At 49.1% G+C, this 19828-nt stretch carries 17 protein-coding genes; 15 read left to right on the top strand and 2 right to left on the bottom strand.

All coding sequences use genetic code 11. From position 1 onward, the window contains the following. The first annotated feature begins 229 nt into the window (after positions 1 to 229). The 11 genes from B5F77_RS05820 to B5F77_RS05765 all read left to right on the top strand — a co-directional run bounded on the left by B5F77_RS05820 (position 230) and on the right by B5F77_RS05765 (position 14687). The gene (locus B5F77_RS05820) at positions 230 to 880 is read left to right on the top strand and encodes a redox-sensing transcriptional repressor Rex (RefSeq protein ID WP_087328877.1); all 651 of its coding nucleotides are present in this window, start codon (positions 230 to 232) and stop codon (positions 878 to 880) included. Between the two features lies 1 nt (position 881). After that, positions 882 to 1496, top strand: a complete 615-nt coding sequence (locus B5F77_RS05815) for a fumarylacetoacetate hydrolase family protein (protein ID WP_087328875.1) — start codon at positions 882 to 884, stop codon at positions 1494 to 1496. Between the two features lie 436 nt (positions 1497 to 1932). Next, entirely contained in the window at positions 1933 to 5346 is a 3414-nt protein-coding gene (gene porU / locus B5F77_RS05810; protein ID WP_087328873.1) for a type IX secretion system sortase PorU, read from the top strand. Between the two features lie 61 nt (positions 5347 to 5407). Continuing rightward, a complete protein-coding gene (porV, locus tag B5F77_RS05805) occupies positions 5408 to 6601 on the top strand; it encodes a type IX secretion system outer membrane channel protein PorV (RefSeq protein WP_087880205.1) in 1194 nt (397 codons plus the stop codon). An 85-nt stretch (positions 6602 to 6686) separates the two neighbouring features. Continuing rightward, positions 6687 to 7166: a 2-C-methyl-D-erythritol 2,4-cyclodiphosphate synthase gene (gene ispF, locus B5F77_RS05800; protein ID WP_087328871.1), complete on the top strand. Its 480-nt coding sequence runs from the start codon at positions 6687 to 6689 to the stop codon at positions 7164 to 7166. 87 nt (positions 7167 to 7253) lie between these two features. Further along, complete coding sequence (locus B5F77_RS05795) at positions 7254 to 9113, top strand: SLC13 family permease (protein WP_087328869.1); 1860 nt, start codon at positions 7254 to 7256, stop codon at positions 9111 to 9113. A gap of 15 nt (positions 9114 to 9128) precedes the next feature. Further along, positions 9129 to 9473, top strand: coding sequence for a translation initiation factor (locus B5F77_RS05790; protein WP_087328867.1), 345 nt, complete (start codon positions 9129 to 9131; stop codon positions 9471 to 9473). A 300-nt stretch (positions 9474 to 9773) separates the two neighbouring features. After that, a complete protein-coding gene (locus B5F77_RS05780) occupies positions 9774 to 12983 on the top strand; it encodes a UvrD-helicase domain-containing protein (protein WP_087328863.1) in 3210 nt (1069 codons plus the stop codon). Positions 12984 to 13034: 51 nt separating this feature from the next. Beyond that, positions 13035 to 13700 carry a phosphatidylserine decarboxylase family protein gene (locus B5F77_RS05775; protein WP_087328861.1) on the top strand — a complete coding sequence of 222 codons (666 nt, stop codon included), beginning with the start codon at positions 13035 to 13037 and terminating at the stop codon, positions 13698 to 13700. Positions 13701 to 13715: 15 nt separating this feature from the next. Next, positions 13716 to 14411, top strand: coding sequence for a CDP-diacylglycerol--serine O-phosphatidyltransferase (pssA, locus tag B5F77_RS05770; RefSeq protein WP_087328859.1), 696 nt, complete (start codon positions 13716 to 13718; stop codon positions 14409 to 14411). A 3-nt stretch (positions 14412 to 14414) separates the two neighbouring features. Continuing rightward, entirely contained in the window at positions 14415 to 14687 is a 273-nt protein-coding gene (locus tag B5F77_RS05765; RefSeq protein ID WP_239445746.1) for a DUF4834 family protein, read from the top strand. Positions 14688 to 14695: 8 nt separating this feature from the next. Here the strand turns inward: B5F77_RS05765 and B5F77_RS05760 are convergent, their stop codons facing one another. Together B5F77_RS05760 and B5F77_RS05755 are read right to left on the bottom strand one after the other, a co-directional pair. Next, positions 14696 to 15139: a nucleoside deaminase gene (locus B5F77_RS05760; RefSeq protein ID WP_087328857.1), complete on the bottom strand. Its 444-nt coding sequence runs from the start codon at positions 15137 to 15139 to the stop codon at positions 14696 to 14698. Next, entirely contained in the window at positions 15136 to 15366 is a 231-nt protein-coding gene (locus tag B5F77_RS05755) for a hypothetical protein (RefSeq protein ID WP_087328855.1), read from the bottom strand. Before B5F77_RS05755 ends, B5F77_RS05760 begins: the two co-directional genes overlap by 4 nt. A gap of 117 nt (positions 15367 to 15483) precedes the next feature. Between B5F77_RS05755 and B5F77_RS05750 the strand changes: the two genes are divergently transcribed. From B5F77_RS05750 to B5F77_RS05735, 4 genes are all read left to right on the top strand, one after another. Beyond that, complete coding sequence (locus tag B5F77_RS05750) at positions 15484 to 17172, top strand: SulP family inorganic anion transporter (protein ID WP_087328853.1); 1689 nt, start codon at positions 15484 to 15486, stop codon at positions 17170 to 17172. Positions 17173 to 17464: 292 nt separating this feature from the next. After that, entirely contained in the window at positions 17465 to 17692 is a 228-nt protein-coding gene (locus tag B5F77_RS05745) for a hypothetical protein (protein ID WP_087328851.1), read from the top strand. A 4-nt stretch (positions 17693 to 17696) separates the two neighbouring features. After that, complete coding sequence (locus tag B5F77_RS05740; protein WP_087328849.1) at positions 17697 to 18824, top strand: DUF6261 family protein; 1128 nt, start codon at positions 17697 to 17699, stop codon at positions 18822 to 18824. Positions 18825 to 19005: 181 nt separating this feature from the next. Next, positions 19006 to 19827: a 1-acyl-sn-glycerol-3-phosphate acyltransferase gene (locus tag B5F77_RS05735; RefSeq protein WP_087328847.1), complete on the top strand. Its 822-nt coding sequence runs from the start codon at positions 19006 to 19008 to the stop codon at positions 19825 to 19827. Position 19828 lies beyond the last annotated feature (1 nt).

The raw sequence follows: 19828 nt of genomic DNA, 5'->3' as shown, positions 1-19828 counted from the left end.
CCCGTCACGCCGATGGTACTGCGTAACAGTGGGAGAGTAGGTAGCCGCCGTTTTGGGAAGTGAGCCGGTTCAGCAGATTTGCTGGACCGGTTTTCCTGTTTTGGGGGGGAGAGAAAGGGCTTGCCGGGATGGATGAGAATAGCGGCTTTTGGAAGTTTGAAATGATTCGATTTTTCTTGGGTAAATACTCATAAAGTTGTATTTTTGCGACTTGCTAATGTGTTAAGAAATGGATCGGGATGCAAGTAAAATAGGACAGAAGGTACCAGAACCTACGTTACGTCGTTTGCCGTGGTATCTTGCTTTTGTAAAATTGCTGCGAGGAAAAGGCGAGACGATGGTTTCTTCTACACAAATTTCAAAAGAGATAAATGTGGATGCGAGCCAAATAGCCAAAGATTTATCGTTTGTAAATGTGGCGGGAAAAACACGTGTTGGTTATGAAATTGATGCCTTGGTCGACGAATTGAACGACTTTTTAGGTTTTACGTCTCCTCATAAAGCTTTCATATTTGGGGTAGGTAGTTTGGGTGCGGCATTGTTGCAAGATACAGGTTTGCGGCAATATGGATTGGATATTGTGGCAGGTTTTGACGTACGTGAGGATTTGGATGGAGAAAAAATAAATGGGATTCCAGTCTACCATATTCGGCATTTTCAGACTCAACAGAAACGCTGGAACGCGACCATTGGCATCCTGACGGTGCCTGTGGATAAAGCGCAAGAGGTGGCCGATGAAATAGTTGCAGGAGGAATCCGTGGATTATGGAATTTTACGCCTTTCCGTATCCGTGTTCCTGAACATATTGTCATTCAAAATACTTCCATTTATGCACATTTAGCGGTTATGTTTAATCGGTTGAATTCCATAAATCATTGAAATGAAAATAATAGCAGTAGGAATGAATTATGCGGCTCACAATAAAGAGTTGCATCATACGTTAGATTTAACAGAGCCTACGATTTTTATGAAATCCGATTCGTCTCTGTTGAAAGATGGAAAGCCGTTTTTTATTCCGGATTTTTCTTCTGAAATTCATTACGAAACGGAACTCGTAATCAAAGTAGATCGTTTGGGGAAGAATATTGCTGAACGTTTTGCTCATCGGTATTATCATGAGGTGACGGTGGGCATCGATTTCACGGCGCGCGATTGGCAGCGTCGCCTGCGTGCCCAAGGGCTCCCGTGGGAGTTGAGCAAGTCGTTCGACAATTCGGCGGTCATTGGGACGTTTATTCCTCTATCGGAGGCGGGTCATGTAAACGATTTGTCGTTCCATTTGGACTTGAACGGGAAAACGGTGCAAGAAGGTCATACGAAGGAGATGCTCTTTTCGGTCGACCAAATTGTAGCTTACGTCAGTCGTTTTTGTACGCTGAAGATTGGCGACTTGATTTATACCGGGACGCCGGCGGGCGTGGGACCTGTGCACATTGACGATCATCTGCAAGGTTATTTGGGTGACCGGAAATTGCTGGATTTCCACGTGCGGTAGGAAAACGAGCTCCTTGAAATTGCTCAAAATGTCAGTAAAAATGGCTATTTTAGAGCAAAAAGAAACGGAGAATCTCCAAAACAATCTTTATGACGTTTCTTGCATCGAGAAGCATACAAAACGATGTTTTGGTGATGTCGTACGTGAAGGACGCTTCTAAACGATGTTTTAGCTGCTTCTCGCCAGGAGAAAGCCCCAACACGACGTTTGGGCTGTTTCTCGCCTGGCGCAAGTGCCTAAACGATGTTTTAGCCGTTTCGCGCCTGAAAAAAGTACCTAAACGACGTTTGAGGCGTTTCTTGCATCGAGAAAGTTCCCCAACGGGGTTTTAGTTGCTTCTCGCCAGGAGAAGGTTCCAAAACGACGTTTGGAGCAGTTTCTGCATCGAGAAAGCCGGAAAAGATGGTAGGTAAGGTTTTATTTTGAATTGCAAGGTATGAAACGAATATGGGCTATAGTAATCGCGGTTGTTTTGTCGCTGGCCGTCGGCCGGGCGGCAAGCGAGGATTATGCAACGCATTCGGCTTTGTCGTCGGGGCGTTGGGTAAAAATCAGCGTAGATAAATCCGGCGTGTATAAGCTGACGGCTTCGGCGCTTCAGGAAATGGGATTTTCAGATATCGCGCAGGTTTCGGTACATGGCTATGGAGGCTGGATGCTGGACGAGGATTTCTCTGCAACCGGTTATCAAGACGATGTGCCCCAGGTACCGGTCTGGCGTGATGGCGAGACGATTTATTTCTATGCCAAAGGTCCGGTGAAATGGAATTATGAATATGAAGGCGACATTCGGGGCGACATGTTTGTGCATGAGAACAATCCTTACGCGACGGCGGGTTATTATTTCGTGACAGACGCGACAGAGCCCTCCTCCATGCAGGAATTGGCATCCGTAGAGGGTGCGGTACGGCAGATTACGACGTTCGACGATTACCAAGTATGGGAGACAGAAGCTGTGGCGGTGAATGAATCCGGGCGGCAGCTTTTCGGTGAGTCCTTCCAAGTCTCCAATTCGCGAAGCTTTTCTTTCTCAGTGCCTGGCGTTACAGATGACGATGCCGTTATTTCGATGCGTTTTATCGCCAATACGTCGTCTAGCCGCGAGGTGACACTTTCTACAGGCGACGCGGAGTTGCGCCTCCTCGTCCCGGCCAATAATGGAAGTACTTCCTCTTATACGAGAGCTACGGCTGCCGAGGGAGCGATGATATGGAGCGGAGAAAAGCCAGAAACGGTCAATATGGATGTGACGTATGGCGGAACGAGCGACCAAAACGTTTATTTGGATTATATTCGTTTGCAAACCAAGCGCGCGTTGCGGCTGTATGGCGCGGAGACGGCTTTCCGTAGTGTGGATGCGTTGAACAACGTCTCTCGTTTCCAGTTGGAAAATGCTTCTGAATCGACCGTGGTGTTCGATATTACGGATACGCAAGCCCCGAAGCTTGTCCGTACGACGTTGGATGGTACGACGCTCTCTTTCTCTATCTCCTCTTCTGCGTCTTTGCGTGAATTTGTAGCTTTTAATAAGAATACAATTACGAACGAACCTACTATCGTGGGGGAAATTGAAGCGCAAGACCTGCACGGTATCGAGCAACCTAATATGGTTATTATTGCGCCGAGTGCTTTTACGACGCAGGCGGAACGATTGGCTGAAGCGCATAGGCAACGAGATGATTTGCGTGTGGAGGTGGTCAGTCCGGAAGCTATCTATAATGAGTTTTCCAGTGGAACGCCTGACGCTACAGCTTATCGTCGTTTTATGAAGATGCTTTATGACCGTAGCACGGATGCTGTTCCTTTGAAATATCTCCTTCTCTTTGGCGATGGTAGTTATGATAATCGAGGTTTGACGACGGAATGGTCGCAAAACGCCTCTCTGCTTTCCAATATGCTACTGACGTACCAATCGGAAAATTCGATTTCCATTGATTCCTATACGACGGACGATTACTTCGGATTTTTGGAAGACAATAGCGGTGCGTCGATAGCGGGAAGTCGTTTGTGTATTGGCATCGGTCGTTTGCCTATCCGGACTAATGCGGAAGCTCGTGCAGCTGTCGACAAGATTATATCGTATATGGAAAATACTTTGCCAGGAAATTGGAAAAACAACGTTACCTTCGTGGCCGACGATGGTAGTAATGCCGATTTGAGTTCGTCCGACGGTCCGCAACAACACATGGAACATGCCGATGAATTGGCCGAGATTGTCAATACGAACCATCCGGAGTTCCGTGTAAATAAGCTATACTTCGATGCGTATACGAAAGACCGTACGGGAGGAAATGCTTCTTATCCAGATATAGAGGCGAATCTCCAGAAACAATTGCGGAATGGCCTGATGGTATTAAATTACATCGGTCATGGAAATACGACCAGTTGGAGCGACGAGGCAGTCATGACGCAATCTTATATTCAGCAGGCGACCTATCCTTATTTGCCTCTTTGGATTACGGCTACGTGTGATTTTACGCGCTTTGATGCCTTGGCAACCTCGGCAGGCGAATCGGTATTCTTAAATGAGACAAGCGGAGGTATTGCCCTTTTTACCACGACCCGTACGGTTTATTCAGGTCCGAATTTAGAGATTAACCGGGCGATTATCAATAATCTTTTCACTCGGAATAGCGACGGAAGACATCGGACGTTGGGCGAAATCCTCCAGAATGCGAAAACCAGTCTGGGTGGAGATTCCAATAAACTGAAGTTTATGCTTATTGGAGACCCGGCATTGCGTCTTACTTTTCCGGATTATGAAATTGCAGTAACGGAGATAAATGGCGAACCTGTCGATACACTGAACCCTCCGACCATCCAAGCGCTGGAACGTGTGACTGTTTCGGGTGAAATCCGTACACCAGAAGGAACGAAAGATACGCAATTCAACGGTACGTTACGTTCTACCATTTTTGATAGCCGGCAGACGGTTACGACGTTGGATAATTTCGGTACGGGCGAGAAATTTGAATATACTGATTATCCCAATACGCTTTATACGGGCAATGATTCGGTACGCGCCGGAGAGTTCAGCTTTACTTTTACTGTACCGAAAGACATTTCTTATTCTAATGATTTCGGAAAGATGAACTTTTATGCTTTCTCTGCGCAAGATTCTGTGGAGGCGCAAGGTTCGTTCCTCGATTTCCGCGTGGGCGGGACATCGGATACAGGGACGGACGACACGGCTGGTCCGGATATCCGCTACCTTTACCTGAATGATACGACTTTTGTAGATGGAGGAAAGGTCAACCTTACACCTTTGTTTGTAGCCTCGCTTTGGGACCAAAGCGGTATCAACATCACGGGAAGTAGTATTGGACATGATATGATGCTCATCATCGATGGGCAAGTGGCGCAGAGTTATACATTGAATGATTATTATGAGTTGACAGGTGATGATGGTTCAGGTCGTGTTGTTTTCTCCATTCCAGAACTGGAACCGGGCATACATACGGCAGAATTTAAAGTGTGGGATGTGTTAAATAATTCGACAACACGAACTTTTACGTTCGAAGCTGTTAAAGATTTGGATCCGCAACTTATCAATTTATACGCTTCGCCTTCACCCGCTCGTAGTCAAGTGACATTCTATTTGGAGCACAATTTGCCGGAGTCGCAATTGAATGTGCGCATCGAGGTGTTCGATATGGCAGGTCGTCTGCGTTGGAGCCATGAAGAGAATGGTGCTTCGGAAGCATTCGAGTCTTACCAAGTCACGTGGGATTTGATGGGAAATGGAAGCGGGCGGATGCTTCCAGGGATTTATATTTATCGTGCTTCGCTTCGCTCGGGTAATTCTAATACGGTTTCCGACGCGAAGAAAATGATTATCCTCGCACAATAAAAGACGGAAACTTCTGTTATAAATAATGATTTGTAAATAATAAGCATACACAAAAAGAAAGATGATAACGAATCGTAGTTTAAAGGCACTTGCTTGGCTTGTCGCCGGGTGGATTTCTATCAATTCAGCATGGGCGCAGACCAAGGATGGCATTGAATTTGCTCCTATCAACACGGCAGTTCCTTCGCTTTCCATTGCGCCAGATGCACGTGGCGGTGGTATGGGTGATAATGGCGTTTCTACTTTGCCGGATGTTTATTCGCAATATTGGAATCCTGCTAAATATGTATTCAATTATAGTAAGGCGGGCGTAGGGTTTTCGTATACGCCGTGGTTGCGTAAGTTGGTGAATGATGTGGCGTTGATGAACCTTTCGGGTTTCTTCAAGTTGGGAAGCGATGAGCGGCAGGCTATTGGTGCTTCACTCCGTTATTTTACCATGGGCGAGGCGACAAGTTCATTTGGAACAGGTAATGATGTGGGTTACATTGTGAACCCTTACGAAATGGCTATCGATGTAAGTTATAGCCGTATGCTTTCGGAATCTTTCTCGATGGCGGTAGCGTTGCGCTATATCCGTTCGGACCAAGGTGCCGATGCGCAAGACGAGATGGTACCAGGTAATGCTTTCTCGGCCGATATCGCCGGGTATTTGGAGAAATACATCATCATGGGTAATGCCGAGGCGTTGTGGAGTTTTGGTTTTAATGTTTCTAACATAGGTACCAAGATATCTTATGATGCGGGGACGACGAACCAATTCCTTCCAACGAAACTCTCTATTGGTACGGGTCTCCTTTACCCGCTCGACGATTATAATGAAATCGGGCTTTATGTCGATATTAGCAAATACTTGGTACCGAGCGAACCGCAACGTACGGGTTCGACCGAAGAAGACGACCAAGCCTATAATGATGCTGTGAATGAGTACAACACGATGTCTCCTATTACGGGTATTTTCAAGTCGTTTGGCGATTCTCCGCTTGGTTTCAAAGGAGAATTGCAAGAAATTATGGCTTCTATTGGATTGGAATATAGCTATAATCAACAATTTTTTGTGCGTGGCGGATATTATTATGAAAATCAGAACATGGGTAATCGCCAATACTTTTCGTTTGGTGCCGGTTTTCGCATGAGTGTTTTTCAGCTCGATGCTGCCTATTTGTTGAGTACCGTTCCGAGCAATCCATTGGATCAGACATTGCGTTTCTCCCTTTCATTCGACATGGATGGAATCAAGAACCTGTTCAGATAAGCCGAAGAAGTGGAAAATTCATCGTTATGTTTTCGAGGAAATATAACTATGTTTGCAAGGAAATATAACTATAAACGGAAAGCAAATGAAGATACGAGTAGGTTTTGGATATGATGTGCATCGCCTTGTGGCAGGGCGCGAACTTTGGTTGGGTGGTATTAAAATCGCTCATACTGAAGGATTATTGGGGCATAGCGATGCGGATGTGTTGATTCATGCGATTTGTGATGCGTTGTTGGGTGCGGCGAATATGCGCGACATTGGCTATCATTTTCCTGATACAGCGGAGGAATACGAAAACATTGATAGCAAGATATTGCTTCGGAAGACGATGGCACTTCTTCGTGGAGCAGGTTATGAATTAGGGAACATCGATGCCACGATAGCGGCCGAACGTCCGAAACTTAATCCGCATATTCCCGCGATGAAACAAACTTTGGCGTCTGTCTTGGAGGTAGGCGAGGGGGATATTTCTATTAAGGCTACCACTACCGAGCGATTAGGCTTTACGGGTCGTGAAGAAGGTATCGCGGCGTATGCGACCGTGCTGATTACACAAAATTAGGTGAATTTGTGCCGGATTTGATAGGTGTTTGCTTGCAAAAGTGATGTGTTTTTCCGAAATTTGCAAACAAAATGAAATGATACGCCTATGTGGATTACCCTTGTTATATTAGTGCTTGCTGCCATCTTCTTTGTGAATGGCAAATTACGTTCGGACGTCGTGGCGCTTTGTTCGCTAACGGCGTTGCTTATTTTTCAGATATTGACACCCGAAGAAGCGTTGTCTGGCTTCTCCAATTCGGTCGTGATTATGATGGTCGGGTTGTTTGTAGTGGGTGGAGCCATCTTTCAAACGGGCTTGGCTAAAATGATCAGTTCGTATATTTTGCGTTTTGCGGGAAATAGCGAATCGCGGCTCTTCCTTTTGGTGATATTGGTGACCTCGGCCATTGGTGCGTTTGTGAGCAATACGGGAACGGTGGCGTTGATGTTACCGATTGTAGTGAGCCTAGCTGCGAGTTCAGGGATGAATTCCAGTCGCCTCTTGATGCCTTTGGCGTTTGCCAGCAGTATGGGCGGTATGATGACGCTTATCGGTACGCCTCCCAACTTGGTGATTCAGGATGCGCTCACGTCGGCTGGCTATCCCGCGTTGTCGTTTTTCTCATTCTTGCCGGTGGGCTTGGTGTCGGTTCTCGTAGGTATTGTGGTGCTGATGCCTTTGAGCAAATGGTTCCTTTCCGGCCGGGGAAAGAAAAAAGATGCGCGGAAGAGGAGTAAATCCTTGACGCAATTGGTCAACGAATATGGCCTGTCGAGCAGCCTGTTCCGTATCCGTGTGACAGAGCATTCCGGTTTGTATGGCAAGACCATTCTTGATTTGGATATTCGCCGTAAATATGGGTTGAATATCCTCGAAGTACGTCGGGGCGATTCCTCCAAGCACCGTTTTCTCAAGACCATTACGCAGCAATTGGCTTCGGCTGATACGGTGATGGAAGAAGATGATATCCTTTATCTTTCGGGAGACTTTATGCAGGTGCGCCAATTTGCTACGGATTATGCGGCCGATATGCTCGACGAGCATGAGACGGAAGAAACGCGCGCGGCGGCCAATACGTTAGCTTTCTATGACATTGGCATCGCGGAAATCGTCTTGATGCCTACCTCCAATATCATTAACCGTACCATCAAGGAAGCCGGGTTCCGGGATAAGTTCAATGTGAACGTGCTCGGTATCCGTCGGGGGAAAGAATACTTGTTGCAGAATTTGGGAAATGAACGCGTCCATAGCAACGACGTGTTGCTCGTGCAGGGGACGTGGGCGAACATAGCCCGCCTGAGCAACGAAGGTTCGGATTGGGTGGTATTGGGGCAGCCGTTGACGGAAGCTGCGAAGGTGACGCTGGATTACAAGGCTCCCATCGCTGCCTTTATCATGCTTTTGATGATATTCCTCATGGTGACGGACTTTGTGCCTATTGCACCGGTGACGGCCGTCATCATCGCCGCTTTGTTGATGGTGTTGACGGGGTGCTTCCGCAATGTCGAAGCGGCTTATAAAACCATTAACTGGGAGAGCGTCGTCTTGATTGCGGCGATGCTCCCGATGTCGTTGGCGTTGGAAAAGACGGGTGCTTCGACCTATATATCAAACTCCTTGGTGGCCGGGTTGGGGGCGTTCGGGCCTTTTGCCTTGATGGCGGGTATCTATTTCACCACTTCGCTCATGACGATGTTTATCAGCAATACGGCGACGGCGGTCTTGTTGGCCCCGATTGCTTTGCAAAGTGCGGAGCAGATTGGCGTGAGTCCCGTCCCGTTCCTCTTTGCCGTGACGGTGGGTGCCAGCATGTGTTTCGCTTCGCCCTTTTCCACGCCGCCGAATGCGTTGGTCATGCCGGCGGGTCAGTATACCTTTATGGATTACGTGAAGGTGGGTTTGCCTTTGCAACTAATTATGGGAATTGTGATGGTGTTTGTCTTGCCTTTGCTTTTCCCCTTTTAAATAAGCAGGAAATGTATGAAAAATAACGACTGGAAGAACCGTCTGGGTGTGCTGTATTCGACGAACCCGGACTTTCAATACGAAACAAACGAAGTGCCGGAGGTGGAAACCCTTCCCAAGGCGCAACAACGTCTCCGGGTTTCGCTCGATAAGCGGAACCGGGGCGGGAAAATGGTGACGCTCGTCACGGGCTTTCAGGGTACGGCCGACGACCTTTCCGCGTTGGGTAAGATGCTCAAGGTAAAGTGCGGCGTAGGCGGCTCGGCCAAGGAGGGTGAAATCATCATCCAAGGCGATTGGCGGGAAAAAGTGTCTGAAATCTTGCGGAAGGAAGGATATACGCAGGTGAAAATCGGCTGACCGGGTGACAGAAAAATGGGACACAGGTTGGAAAATCAGCCGCAGCGCAGCAGGAAGCCGGCCAAGTGGTTGGAAAGTCTCTTGCAGCCCTGCGGGACGGTTTCCAAGTGGTTGGAAAGTCTCCTGCAGTGCTGCGCGGAGGTTTCCAAGCTGTTTGAAAGCTTGCCGCAGGGCGGCGGGAAGCCTCCCAAGCAATGGGTCGGGCTGCCGCATCGCTACGGGGCGTTTTCCAATGGGTTGGCGGGTTTCCCGTAGCGTTGAGTGAGGTTTTCCAATCTGTTTTAATAAAAGGATAAGGATATGTTGACAATCTATCGAGCATCGGCCGGGGCCGGAAAGACGCACCGTTTGACGGGCGAATATTTGCTCCTGCTCTTTAGCCAGCCGGGCGCGTACCGGCGCATCTTGGCTGTGACCTTTACGAACAAGGCGACGGACGAGATGAAGGGGCGCATTGTCGAGGAGTTGTTCAACCTTTCGTCGGGACGAAAGTCGGACTACGTGGAGCTGCTCGCGGCGCGGTATGGTTTGAATGAAGCGCAAGTGAGGGCGCAAGCGCAGCAAATATTGGTGGCGATTTTGCACGATTACTCCGCCTTCAACATCTCGACCATCGACCGCTTTTTCCAACAGACGATGCGGGCTTTTACACGCGAAATCGGCTTGCAGGGCGGATATGGCATCGAGATGGACCAGGAGTTGGTGTTGCAAGAGGCGGTAGACCGCTTGTTGGGCGATTTAGAAAAACCGGAGAACCGCGAACTCTTAGGCTGGTTGCTCCGTTTTGCCGAGGATAAAATAGAAGATAGCGGCGAGTGGCATTTGCGGAATGATATTTTGCGGCTGGGGCGCGAGGTGTTTAAGGAGAGCTATAAGCTGTTTAGCGAAGAGGTGGCGAAGGATATCCAAGACAAGCAAGCGTTGACCCAATACCGCGAACGGTTGCAGGGCTTGGTTCGCGGGGTCGAGAAAGAGGTACGCACGCTGGGCGAACGGGGCTTGGCGTTGCTGGCGGCGTATGGATTGGAACCATCGGACTTCAGCGGCGGGAGCCGTTCGCCCTTGTTCCTGTTCCAGCGTTGGGCGAAGGGCGAGATGAAGGAGCCGACCGCCACCTTTTGTAATCTGGCTGATAACGTGGAGAAGTGTTTCACGAAGAAGACCGAGCCCAGTGTGAAGGCCATCATAGGCACTCTGTTTGAGGATGGACTGAACGATTGCATCAAGGCGGTGGTGGCGCGTTTCGGGGATTTGACGGCTTACCAAACGGCCAAAGAGATTATCCGTTATTATTACACGTTGGGTATTTTGACGGATTTGTCGCGCGAGATTGCTTCCTATCGCGAGGAAAAGAACGTGATGCTGATAGCTGACACGACGGAATTGTTGCATCGGGTCATTGCCGGGAGTGATGCCCCTTTCATCTACGAGAAGACGGGAACGCGCATCGACCATTATATGATAGACGAGTTTCAAGACACGAGTAACATGCAATGGGATAACTTCCGCCCGCTGTTGGAAGAGAGTTTGGCGCACGACCGGGAGAACCTCGTGGTGGGCGACGTGAAGCAGAGCATCTACCGTTTCCGCAATTCAGACTGGAAGTTGCTCGACGAACAGCTCCCGCGTGATTTTGCTCCAGAGGAGGTGCGGGAAGAGACCTTGAAAGATAATTGGCGTAGTTGCAGGCATATTGTCGAATTCAACAATGCCCTGTTTGCCATCGCCCCTTGTCTGTTGCAGCAAATGTATAATGCGGCTTTGGAGGAATCCTCGTTGGGCGAAGAAGAGCGGACTCTGTTTGCTACGCGTATTTTGTCTGCTTATCATCAGGCTTACCAACACATCCCTAAGCCGTTCCAACAAAAAACCGGGCATGTACAAATCGATTTCATACCCCAAGAAGATACAGATTGGCGGGAAGAGGCGTTGTCCCGTTTGCCTGCGGCCTTGCAACGGTTGCAAACCAATGGATATGCGTTGAAAGATATAGCTATCCTGGTGCGTACCAATCAGGAAGGGGCTTCGGTGGCGGATTATCTGTTAAATTATAAGGAGACGCACCCGGACGATGGTTTCCGCTATGATATTATCTCTGATGAGGCATTGTATGTGAATAGTGCGTCGTCGGTTCGCTTCCTGGTTTTATTGCTAAGGCATTTGAAGAATCCGGAAGAGGAGACGTATGCGGCTATGGCTTGTTTTGCTTATCGTATCCTGATGCAAGGCAGGGATTACACCTTAAAAGAGATGCAGGCATTGAAACATTTGGCGATTTTGCCACTTTATGAAATGATGGAGGAGCTCTTTCGTCAGTTTTCTCCTTATATTCCGGCCAAAGAATCTGTTTTTGTGCAAGCGTTTTTGGATATGGCATTGGAATTCGCCCAGAAAGAGCAGGCTGATTTAGGTAACTTCCTTGCTTGGTGGGATGAATCCGGATGCCGGAAAACAATAATGACTCCCGACGGGCAAGACGCTATCCGCATCCTTACGGTACATAAATCGAAAGGATTAGGGTTTCGGGCGGTTTTGCTTCCGTTTGGTGATTGGGAAACTGACCATAAGCCTTCCAAGCCGGTCATCCTTTGGTGTCATCCGACCGAGAAGCCTTTCGACCAATTGCATTTGGTACCAGTTCGGTATAGTATGGCGTTGGGGAATACCTTTTTTGCCCGGGATTATTTCCAAGAGAAATTACATGCCTTCATCGATAACCTGAATACGCTCTACGTAGCACTGACGCGTGCGAAAGAGGAATTGATACTTTGGGCACCCCGTCCGAAGAAAGTAAAAGAAGATGGTGGATTGGATAAACTTTCTGGCATGGCGGATTTGCTTTGGTGCGCTTTGCAGCAATCTGCGTTCGATACGTCTGATGGAGAATCGTTTATCCATTTGCCTGAATTCTTTTCGTTGGAAAAGAACCATTTCGAGTTGGGAAGTGGTTGGCTTCCGGATAGGAAAGCGGAATCTTCGCCTAGAGAAGAATTATTTATAACTGAATTGCCTTCCGTTTACAACGATAATCGTTTGCATTTACGCCTGAAAGGAAAAGGGTTCTTCTTTGATAACGAACAACGTAAATATGGCACGTTGATGCACGAGGTTTTGAGCGGTATACGGGTACCGGAAGATGTGCCTGGGGCAGTTCATGGTTATCGGTTACAAGGAATTATCAACCGGGAAGAGGAGGAGTCGTTGATTGCGCGGATTCAATCCTGTCTTTTGCTTCCGGAAGTGCAGCATTGGTATGATGGGAAAGGACGCGTGCTGAATGAAGTGGATATCCTTTCGGCGAATAAAACCTCTAAACGCCCAGACCGAGTGATGATTTATGAAGACGAGGTGGTCGTATTGGACTATAAATTTGGCGAAAAGCCGCAAACGCGTTATCAATCGCAGGTGCGGAATTATATGAATTTAATCGTCCAAATGGGATATAAACAGGTCTCTGGATACTTGTGGTATGTCACATTAGGAAGGATAGAACGGGTGAATGTTTTGTGATATGCATAAAAATGAATATTTTTGCAACCTAATCATCGAACACGCAGAGAAATGAAAGTACATAGAGAAGGAACCGGTTTTTTATTGACGTTGTTTACCCTGTTTTTTATGGTAAATGTCACGTTATATCATACAGTGGGAAAGAACAATCTTTTCTATGGGATTGTTTTGGTGACCTCTGTGTTGTTCTTGTTGGTATTGAACTTCTTTCGGAGTCCTTCGCGTCGTTTTCCGTATGACTCGGAAGGATTGGTGATTGCACCGGCAGATGGGACGATTGTGGCAATTGAGGAGGTGGTGGAGCATGAAATCTTACATCGCCCGTGTTTGCAGATTTCTATCTTCATGTCCATTTTCAATGTCCATGCCAATTGGTTTCCGGTGAATGGGACGGTCAAATATGTGGCGCATCAGGATGGGCGCTTCATGGCGGCTTATTTACCGAAAAGCAGTACGGAGAATGAGCGTTCAACGATTATTATTACTACCCGTAACGGTGTGGAAGTCATGGCGCGCCAGATTGCGGGTGCCATTGCACGGCGTATTGTCACGTATGCCAAGCCGGGCGATACGTGCCATGTCGACGAGCAGATGGGATTCATTAAGTTTGGTTCACGTGTGGATGTCTATCTGCCTGTTGATTCAGAGGTTTTAGTTGAGATGGATCAGAAAGTGACGGGAAACCAGACGCCCATCGCTCGTTTAGTGAAACTTTAAAGAACCTATTTTGTAATGAAAATCTTGAAATATATTCCCAATACGATTACTTGCCTGAATTTGGCGTCGGGATGTTTGGCGATTGCGATGGCTTTGGAGGGGCATCTGCGGGGAGCTATTCTATGGATTATGATGGCTTCTGTCTTTGATTTCATGGATGGTTTAACGGCCCGTCTTTTGAAGGCTTATTCTCCTTTGGGGAAGGAGCTAGATTCGCTTTCCGACATTGTGAGCTTCGGCGTGGCGCCTGGCATGGCTCTTTATGTATTGTTCCGCCAGGCAGTAGCTGTGATGGGCGAGGGCGGAGTTATTGCGTGTTTGCCTTATCTGGCGTTTGTGATTCCGGTCTTTTCGGGTTTGCGGTTGGCGAAATTCAATCTGGATGAGCGGCAAACCACTTCTTTTATCGGGATGCCGGTACCGGCCCATGCGTTGTTTTGGGGTTCGTTGGTTTATTCCGTACAACCTTTATTGCCAGTGGGGGCGATGTGGATATTGTATGGTGGCCTTGTGTTGGCATTTCTCTCTTCTTATTTATTGGTTTCCGAGATTCCCATGTTTTCCATGAAAGTAAAGACATGGGCGTGGAAGGGCAATGAAGTGCGTTATATATTGTTGGCATGTGGTATTTTGTTTATAGTTCTCTTTGGGTTCTTAGGCATTGCGGGTACAGTCGTGCTCTATTTTATCTTGTCGTTGTTTAATAAGTAAGCTATGATTATCAAATTTCTTTTCTTTTTTGTATTTCTCTTTTTTGTGCTCATCTTTTTGTTGGGTTTCTCGGTGCTTCGAGGTATCAAGCGTCTGTTCTTTGGCAATAATCGTGCGTCGCGGAGCGGACGGATGTCGTCGGCTTCCCGTCCGAATGCTTCATCCTCTTCGACGTATGCAGAAGAAGCAGATAATGAGCCGCATGTTCATCGGCGGAAAAAGGTGTATGCCCGTCATGAAGGAGAGTATGTGGATTATGAAGAAGTGAAAGAGTAACGCCTCTTTCATCTCCGTTCTTGGAAAAAGCGTTGCATCGCTTCGGCGCATTCCGTTTCCATCACGCCTTGCCGCACGACGGTTTTCGGGTGGAGTGCTTGTGGGGCGTAGCGGGTAAATCCCCGTTTCGCGTCGGGCGCACCATAAACCACAGCGGCCAGTTGTGCCCATCCGATAGCACCGGCACACATTACGCAGGGTTCGACCGTCACATAAAGCGTGCATCCGGTCAGGTATTTAGCTCCTAATACATTCGTAGCTGCTGTAATGGCCAGCATTTCCGCATGGGCGGTTACGTCGTTCAGGCGTTCCGTCTGGTTGTGGGCCCGTGCCAAGATACGGTTATTGCACACCACGACCGCGCCGACCGGTACTTCTCCCTCTTCGGCGGCCAGTTGCGCTTCTTGGAGCGCCTGCTTCATGAAATAGGTATCGTCGTAGGGTTGTATCATCGTCTCATTTCGTTTTCGTTGAACAGTGTAGGATAGTCTTCTTCCAGTGTCCGCACGATATGTGTCAGGATGGTCTCGCGGTACCAGCGGGATTTGTTCGCAATCTTGTATCGTGCGAGGTATCGTTGCACGGTCTTATGCTCTTCGTCGTTGAGCATGAACGTGACTTTATGGACGCGCGGATGGTTCGGCTGGGCGGCCGAGTATTTCTTGGTCTGCTTCTTCATCTATCCTTTTACTTCGTGGTGCAAAGGTAGGGTTTTTAGGGGAATAAATGACAGGGAATGGCATTTATTCGCAAAAAAGATGTACTTTTGCGCCTCAATTTAAAATAGACGGATTAAATGAAGAGCAAGTTAGATTTTCATCCCAAGTTGTTTTCCGCGCTAAAGGCTTATACGAAAGCAGACTTTACGACGGACCTGATGGCGGGGATCATCGTGGGAATTGTGGCGTTGCCCTTGGCCATTGCCTTTGGCATCGCGTCGGGCGTGAGTCCGGAGAAAGGAATCGTGACGGCCATCGTGGCGGGTTTTCTCATCTCGCTTTTGGGTGGCAGCAAGGTGCAGATAGGCGGACCGACGGGCGCGTTTATCGTGATTATTTATGGTATCATCCAGGAGTATGGCGTCGAGGGGCTGATGGTGGCGACGCTCATGGCGGGCGTGTTGCTCGTGGTGCTGGGGGTATTTCGGTTGGGGACGGTGATTAAGTTCATTCCTTATCCGATTATCGTCGGGTTTACGAGCGGTATTGCGGTGACTATCTTCACGACGCAGATAGCCGATGTCTTTGGGTTGCGTTTCGGGGGAGAGGCGATTCCGGGTGATTTTATCGGGAAATGGATGCTCTATGCGCGGCATTTCGATACGGTGAACTGGTGGAACGTGGTTGTTAGCCTCTTGAGCATTGGGATTATTGCCCTCACGCCGAAGTTCTCGAAAAAGATTCCTGGCTCGTTGGTGGCGATTGTCGTGGTGACGTTGGGCGCGTATTTCCTTAAGCTCTATGGCGGCGTGACGGCAATTGATACCATCGGCGACCGTTTCAGCATCCAGTCTCAACTGCCCGGCGCTGCGGTCCCGGCCTTGGATTGGGAGGCGGTCAAGAATCTGTTTCCCGTCGCGGTGACGATTGCCGTCTTGGGCGCCATCGAATCGCTCCTCTCGGCCACGGTGGCAGACGGTGTGATTGGCGACCGCCACAACTCGAACACCGAATTGATTGCGCAGGGCGTGGCTAATATCGTCTCGCCCATCTTTGGCGGCATCCCCGCCACAGGCGCCATTGCCCGCACGATGACCAACATCAACAATGGCGGCCGTTCGCCCGTCGCCGGTATCGTCCATGCGGCGGTGTTGCTTTTGATTCTGGTTTTCCTGATGCCGTTGGCGAAATACATCCCGATGGCCTGCCTGGCGGGCGTGCTCGTGGTGGTTTCTTATAATATGAGTGGATGGCGGACGTTCAAGGCGCTCTTGCGCAATCCCAAGGCGGATGTGACGGTCTTGCTGATTACTTTCTTTCTGACGGTTATCTTCGACTTGACGGTGGCCATCGAAGTGGGCCTCCTGATTGCCTGCGTCCTCTTCATGAAGCGCGTGATGGAAACCACGGAGATTTCGGTGATTCGCGACGAGATAGACCCGAACCTCGAGTCCGACCTCGAAGTGCACGAAGAGCACCTGATGCTTCCCCGCGGCGTGGAGGTCTACGAAATCAACGGCCCCTATTTCTTCGGCATCGCGACGAAGTTTGAAGAGACCATGGCGCAGCTGGGCGACCGCCCCAAAATCCGCATCATCCGCATGCGCCGCGTCCCCTTCATCGACTCGACCGGCATCCACAACCTGACGAACCTCTGCGAGATGTCGCAAAAGGAGAAAATCCACATCATCCTTTCCGGCGTCAACGAGAAGGTGCACGCCGCCCTCCAGAAATCCGGCTTCTACGAGTTGCTTGGCGCCGAGAATATCTGCAGCAACATCAACGAGGCCGTGGCGAAGGCGCGGGAACGGATACAGCAGGTATAAAGGATACGGCGCGGGGCAATTAATAAGTAACAAGTAATAATGAAAAGCTCCGCGCCGCTGGTTTTTCGGAAAAAGCAGAAAAAGACAAAGGGGGAGTGCATCGAAATAGGAAATAGGACGCAGAAAAACGCGGACTAAAGCGCAGATAAACGCAGATTCTTTTATGGCTACGCGATATGTATCGCAAAAAATAAAAATCTGCGGTCATCTGCGCTTTTCTACAAAAATTCCCCGCCAAATACTTGCATGGTTCAATTTAATGCCTAATTTTGCGATTGGGTTCTTTCAAAGAATGAAGAAAAACGCGTCCGACAATGTCGGAAAGCCTCCCAGCCTGCCGGAGAAGGTTTCCGACAATGTCGGAAAGTCTCCCAGCTTGCCGGAGAAAGATTCCGACAATGTCGGAAAGTCTCCCAGCCTGCCGGAGAAAGATTCCGACAATGTCGGAAAGTCTCCCAGCTTGCCGGAGAAGGTTTCCGACAATGTCGGAAAGTATATAGACAAACTTTTAATCATATAATAACATGAAGAAAATAAAAGCCATAGTAAGACTGTTACAACGTAACGCCCGCAACGGCGAGCATTACCGTTTTCATGCGGACGTCATGAATATTATCACGCCGGCGCTTGCCGAGAAATACAAGATTTCGCTTATTTATTCGCCGTATGTCACGCTCTTTGGCGACGAAAAACGCATCTACAAACAGAACATGAAGTTTGATTTGACGGAGGAAATCGAGGCCAAGGACCGCATCCGCGACGAGCTTTTTATCTACCTGAAAGGCATCATCGAAGGCAACTTGCACTGCCCGATAGAGGCGAAGAAAGCGGCGGCGAAGAAGCTGGATTTCGCCCTTTCGCCCTACAAGAGTGCCAACGAATTGCCGTACGCTGAAAATACGTCGGAAATTGAAAATGCGTTGGAAGAATTGAAGTCGGAAAAATATGCGCCTTCGGTGACGGAGCTGGGGCTGGACGAGGCGGTAGCGCAGCTTGAAACGGCGAACCTGGATTTCAACGAGACGTACAAATCGCGTTCGGCGGAGAAGTTGCAGCGCAGCGAACGGGTATCGATGAAGACCTTACGCCCGCAGGTAGACGAGGCGTATGTGGCTGTCGTCAATGCGATTAACGCCCTTTATATGGCGAATGAAATCGCGACGAAGGACGAGGCTACGCGCGAGGAATTGGGTGGCATTATCGACGACGTTAACGCGTTGATTATCCAACTGGAGGAGACCTTGGGTCGACGGGGCGCGAAACCGGGCACAGACGACGAAGAGGAGCCGGAACCGGAACCCACCCCTGAACCTACGCCCGTCACTCCCGAAATCACCGCCGTCTACCAGAAAGAGGGAGGCGACCCGGAGAATCCGCACCGCATCGAGCGAGGCAAGCAAACCGGCGTGGAATATCAAGGATTTACGCTGAAGGGACAAGACGGTACGCTGGAACACGTCATCGGGCTCGTCAATGATCAGGATTACATCGAATGGATTAACCCGGAGACCATCAGCAATGTCACAGAAACCGGTTGCGAATTTACGATGGTCCCGGATTTGACGGAAGGACAATATAAAGTCCGCATTGAGACGTATGATGGCGGCAGTCCGCTGGTAGTGGAATATCCGGAGATGATTACATTGTGGTAATTGACAATGGACAATTGAGAATTGACAATTAATATGCTTGTAGGGGCGGATTGAATCCGCCCTATTTTTTTTGCCCGCCCTACGAACGGGGAAAATTGTCCATTGTCCATTGTCAATTGTCCATTATTAATTGTCCATTTGTCCATTTTTATGTAAGTTTGTAGCGCAAACGAAGCATCGTATGGACAAAGACGAGGTGAAACGAATAGATATCAGGCAAGTGTTACGGCAAAAGGCCCCGAAGGCAGCGCGGCGAATACCCGGCTTTGTGGTCGATTACCTGATCCGTATCATACACCAAGAGGAATTGAACGATATCCTGACGCGCTACCACGACCTGGACGGGGTGGACTTCATGCAGGCGCTCATCGGCTATTTCGATTTGACGCTGGAAGTACGCGGGACGATACCGACGGGCGGGCGATTTATCTTCGCCTCCAACCATCCGCTGGGCGGGCTGGACGGGATTTGCCTCTCGGCATTGATAGGACAGGCGCACGGCGGACAGATACGTTACCTGGTAAACGACCTTCTGCTCTACCTCGAAAACCTGCAGTCCATCTTCGTTCCCATCAACAAACACGGCGCACAAGGCAAGCAGCACGCGCGGCAGATAGAAGAGGCGTATGCTTCCGAGAACCAAATCATCACCTTCCCCGCCGGGCTCTGCTCGCGGCGGACGAACGGAAAGGTCGCAGATTTGGAATGGAAGAAATCCTTCATCCAGAAAGCCGTCCAATATGAGCGCGACATCGTCCCGGTCTTTTTCGACGGACAAAACTCATCCCGCTTTTACCGGCTGGCGAACCTCCGCAAAGCGTTGGGCATCCGGATGAACTACGAGATGGTATACCTGCCCGACGAGATGTTTCGCGCCAAGCACAAGACCTTTACCGTCTATTTCGGCGAACCCATCGCCTGGCAAACATTCACAGCCGAACGCAAACCGGCGGAATGGGCGGAATGGGTCAAGCAAATCGTATATCACCTAAAACAACAATAAC

The organism is Parabacteroides sp. An277 (assembly GCF_002159645.1).
Classification (GTDB): Bacteria; Bacteroidota; Bacteroidia; order Bacteroidales; family Tannerellaceae; genus Parabacteroides.
The sequence above is the reverse complement of the archived record's forward strand: the minus strand, read 5'-3'. Positions and strand labels throughout refer to the sequence as shown.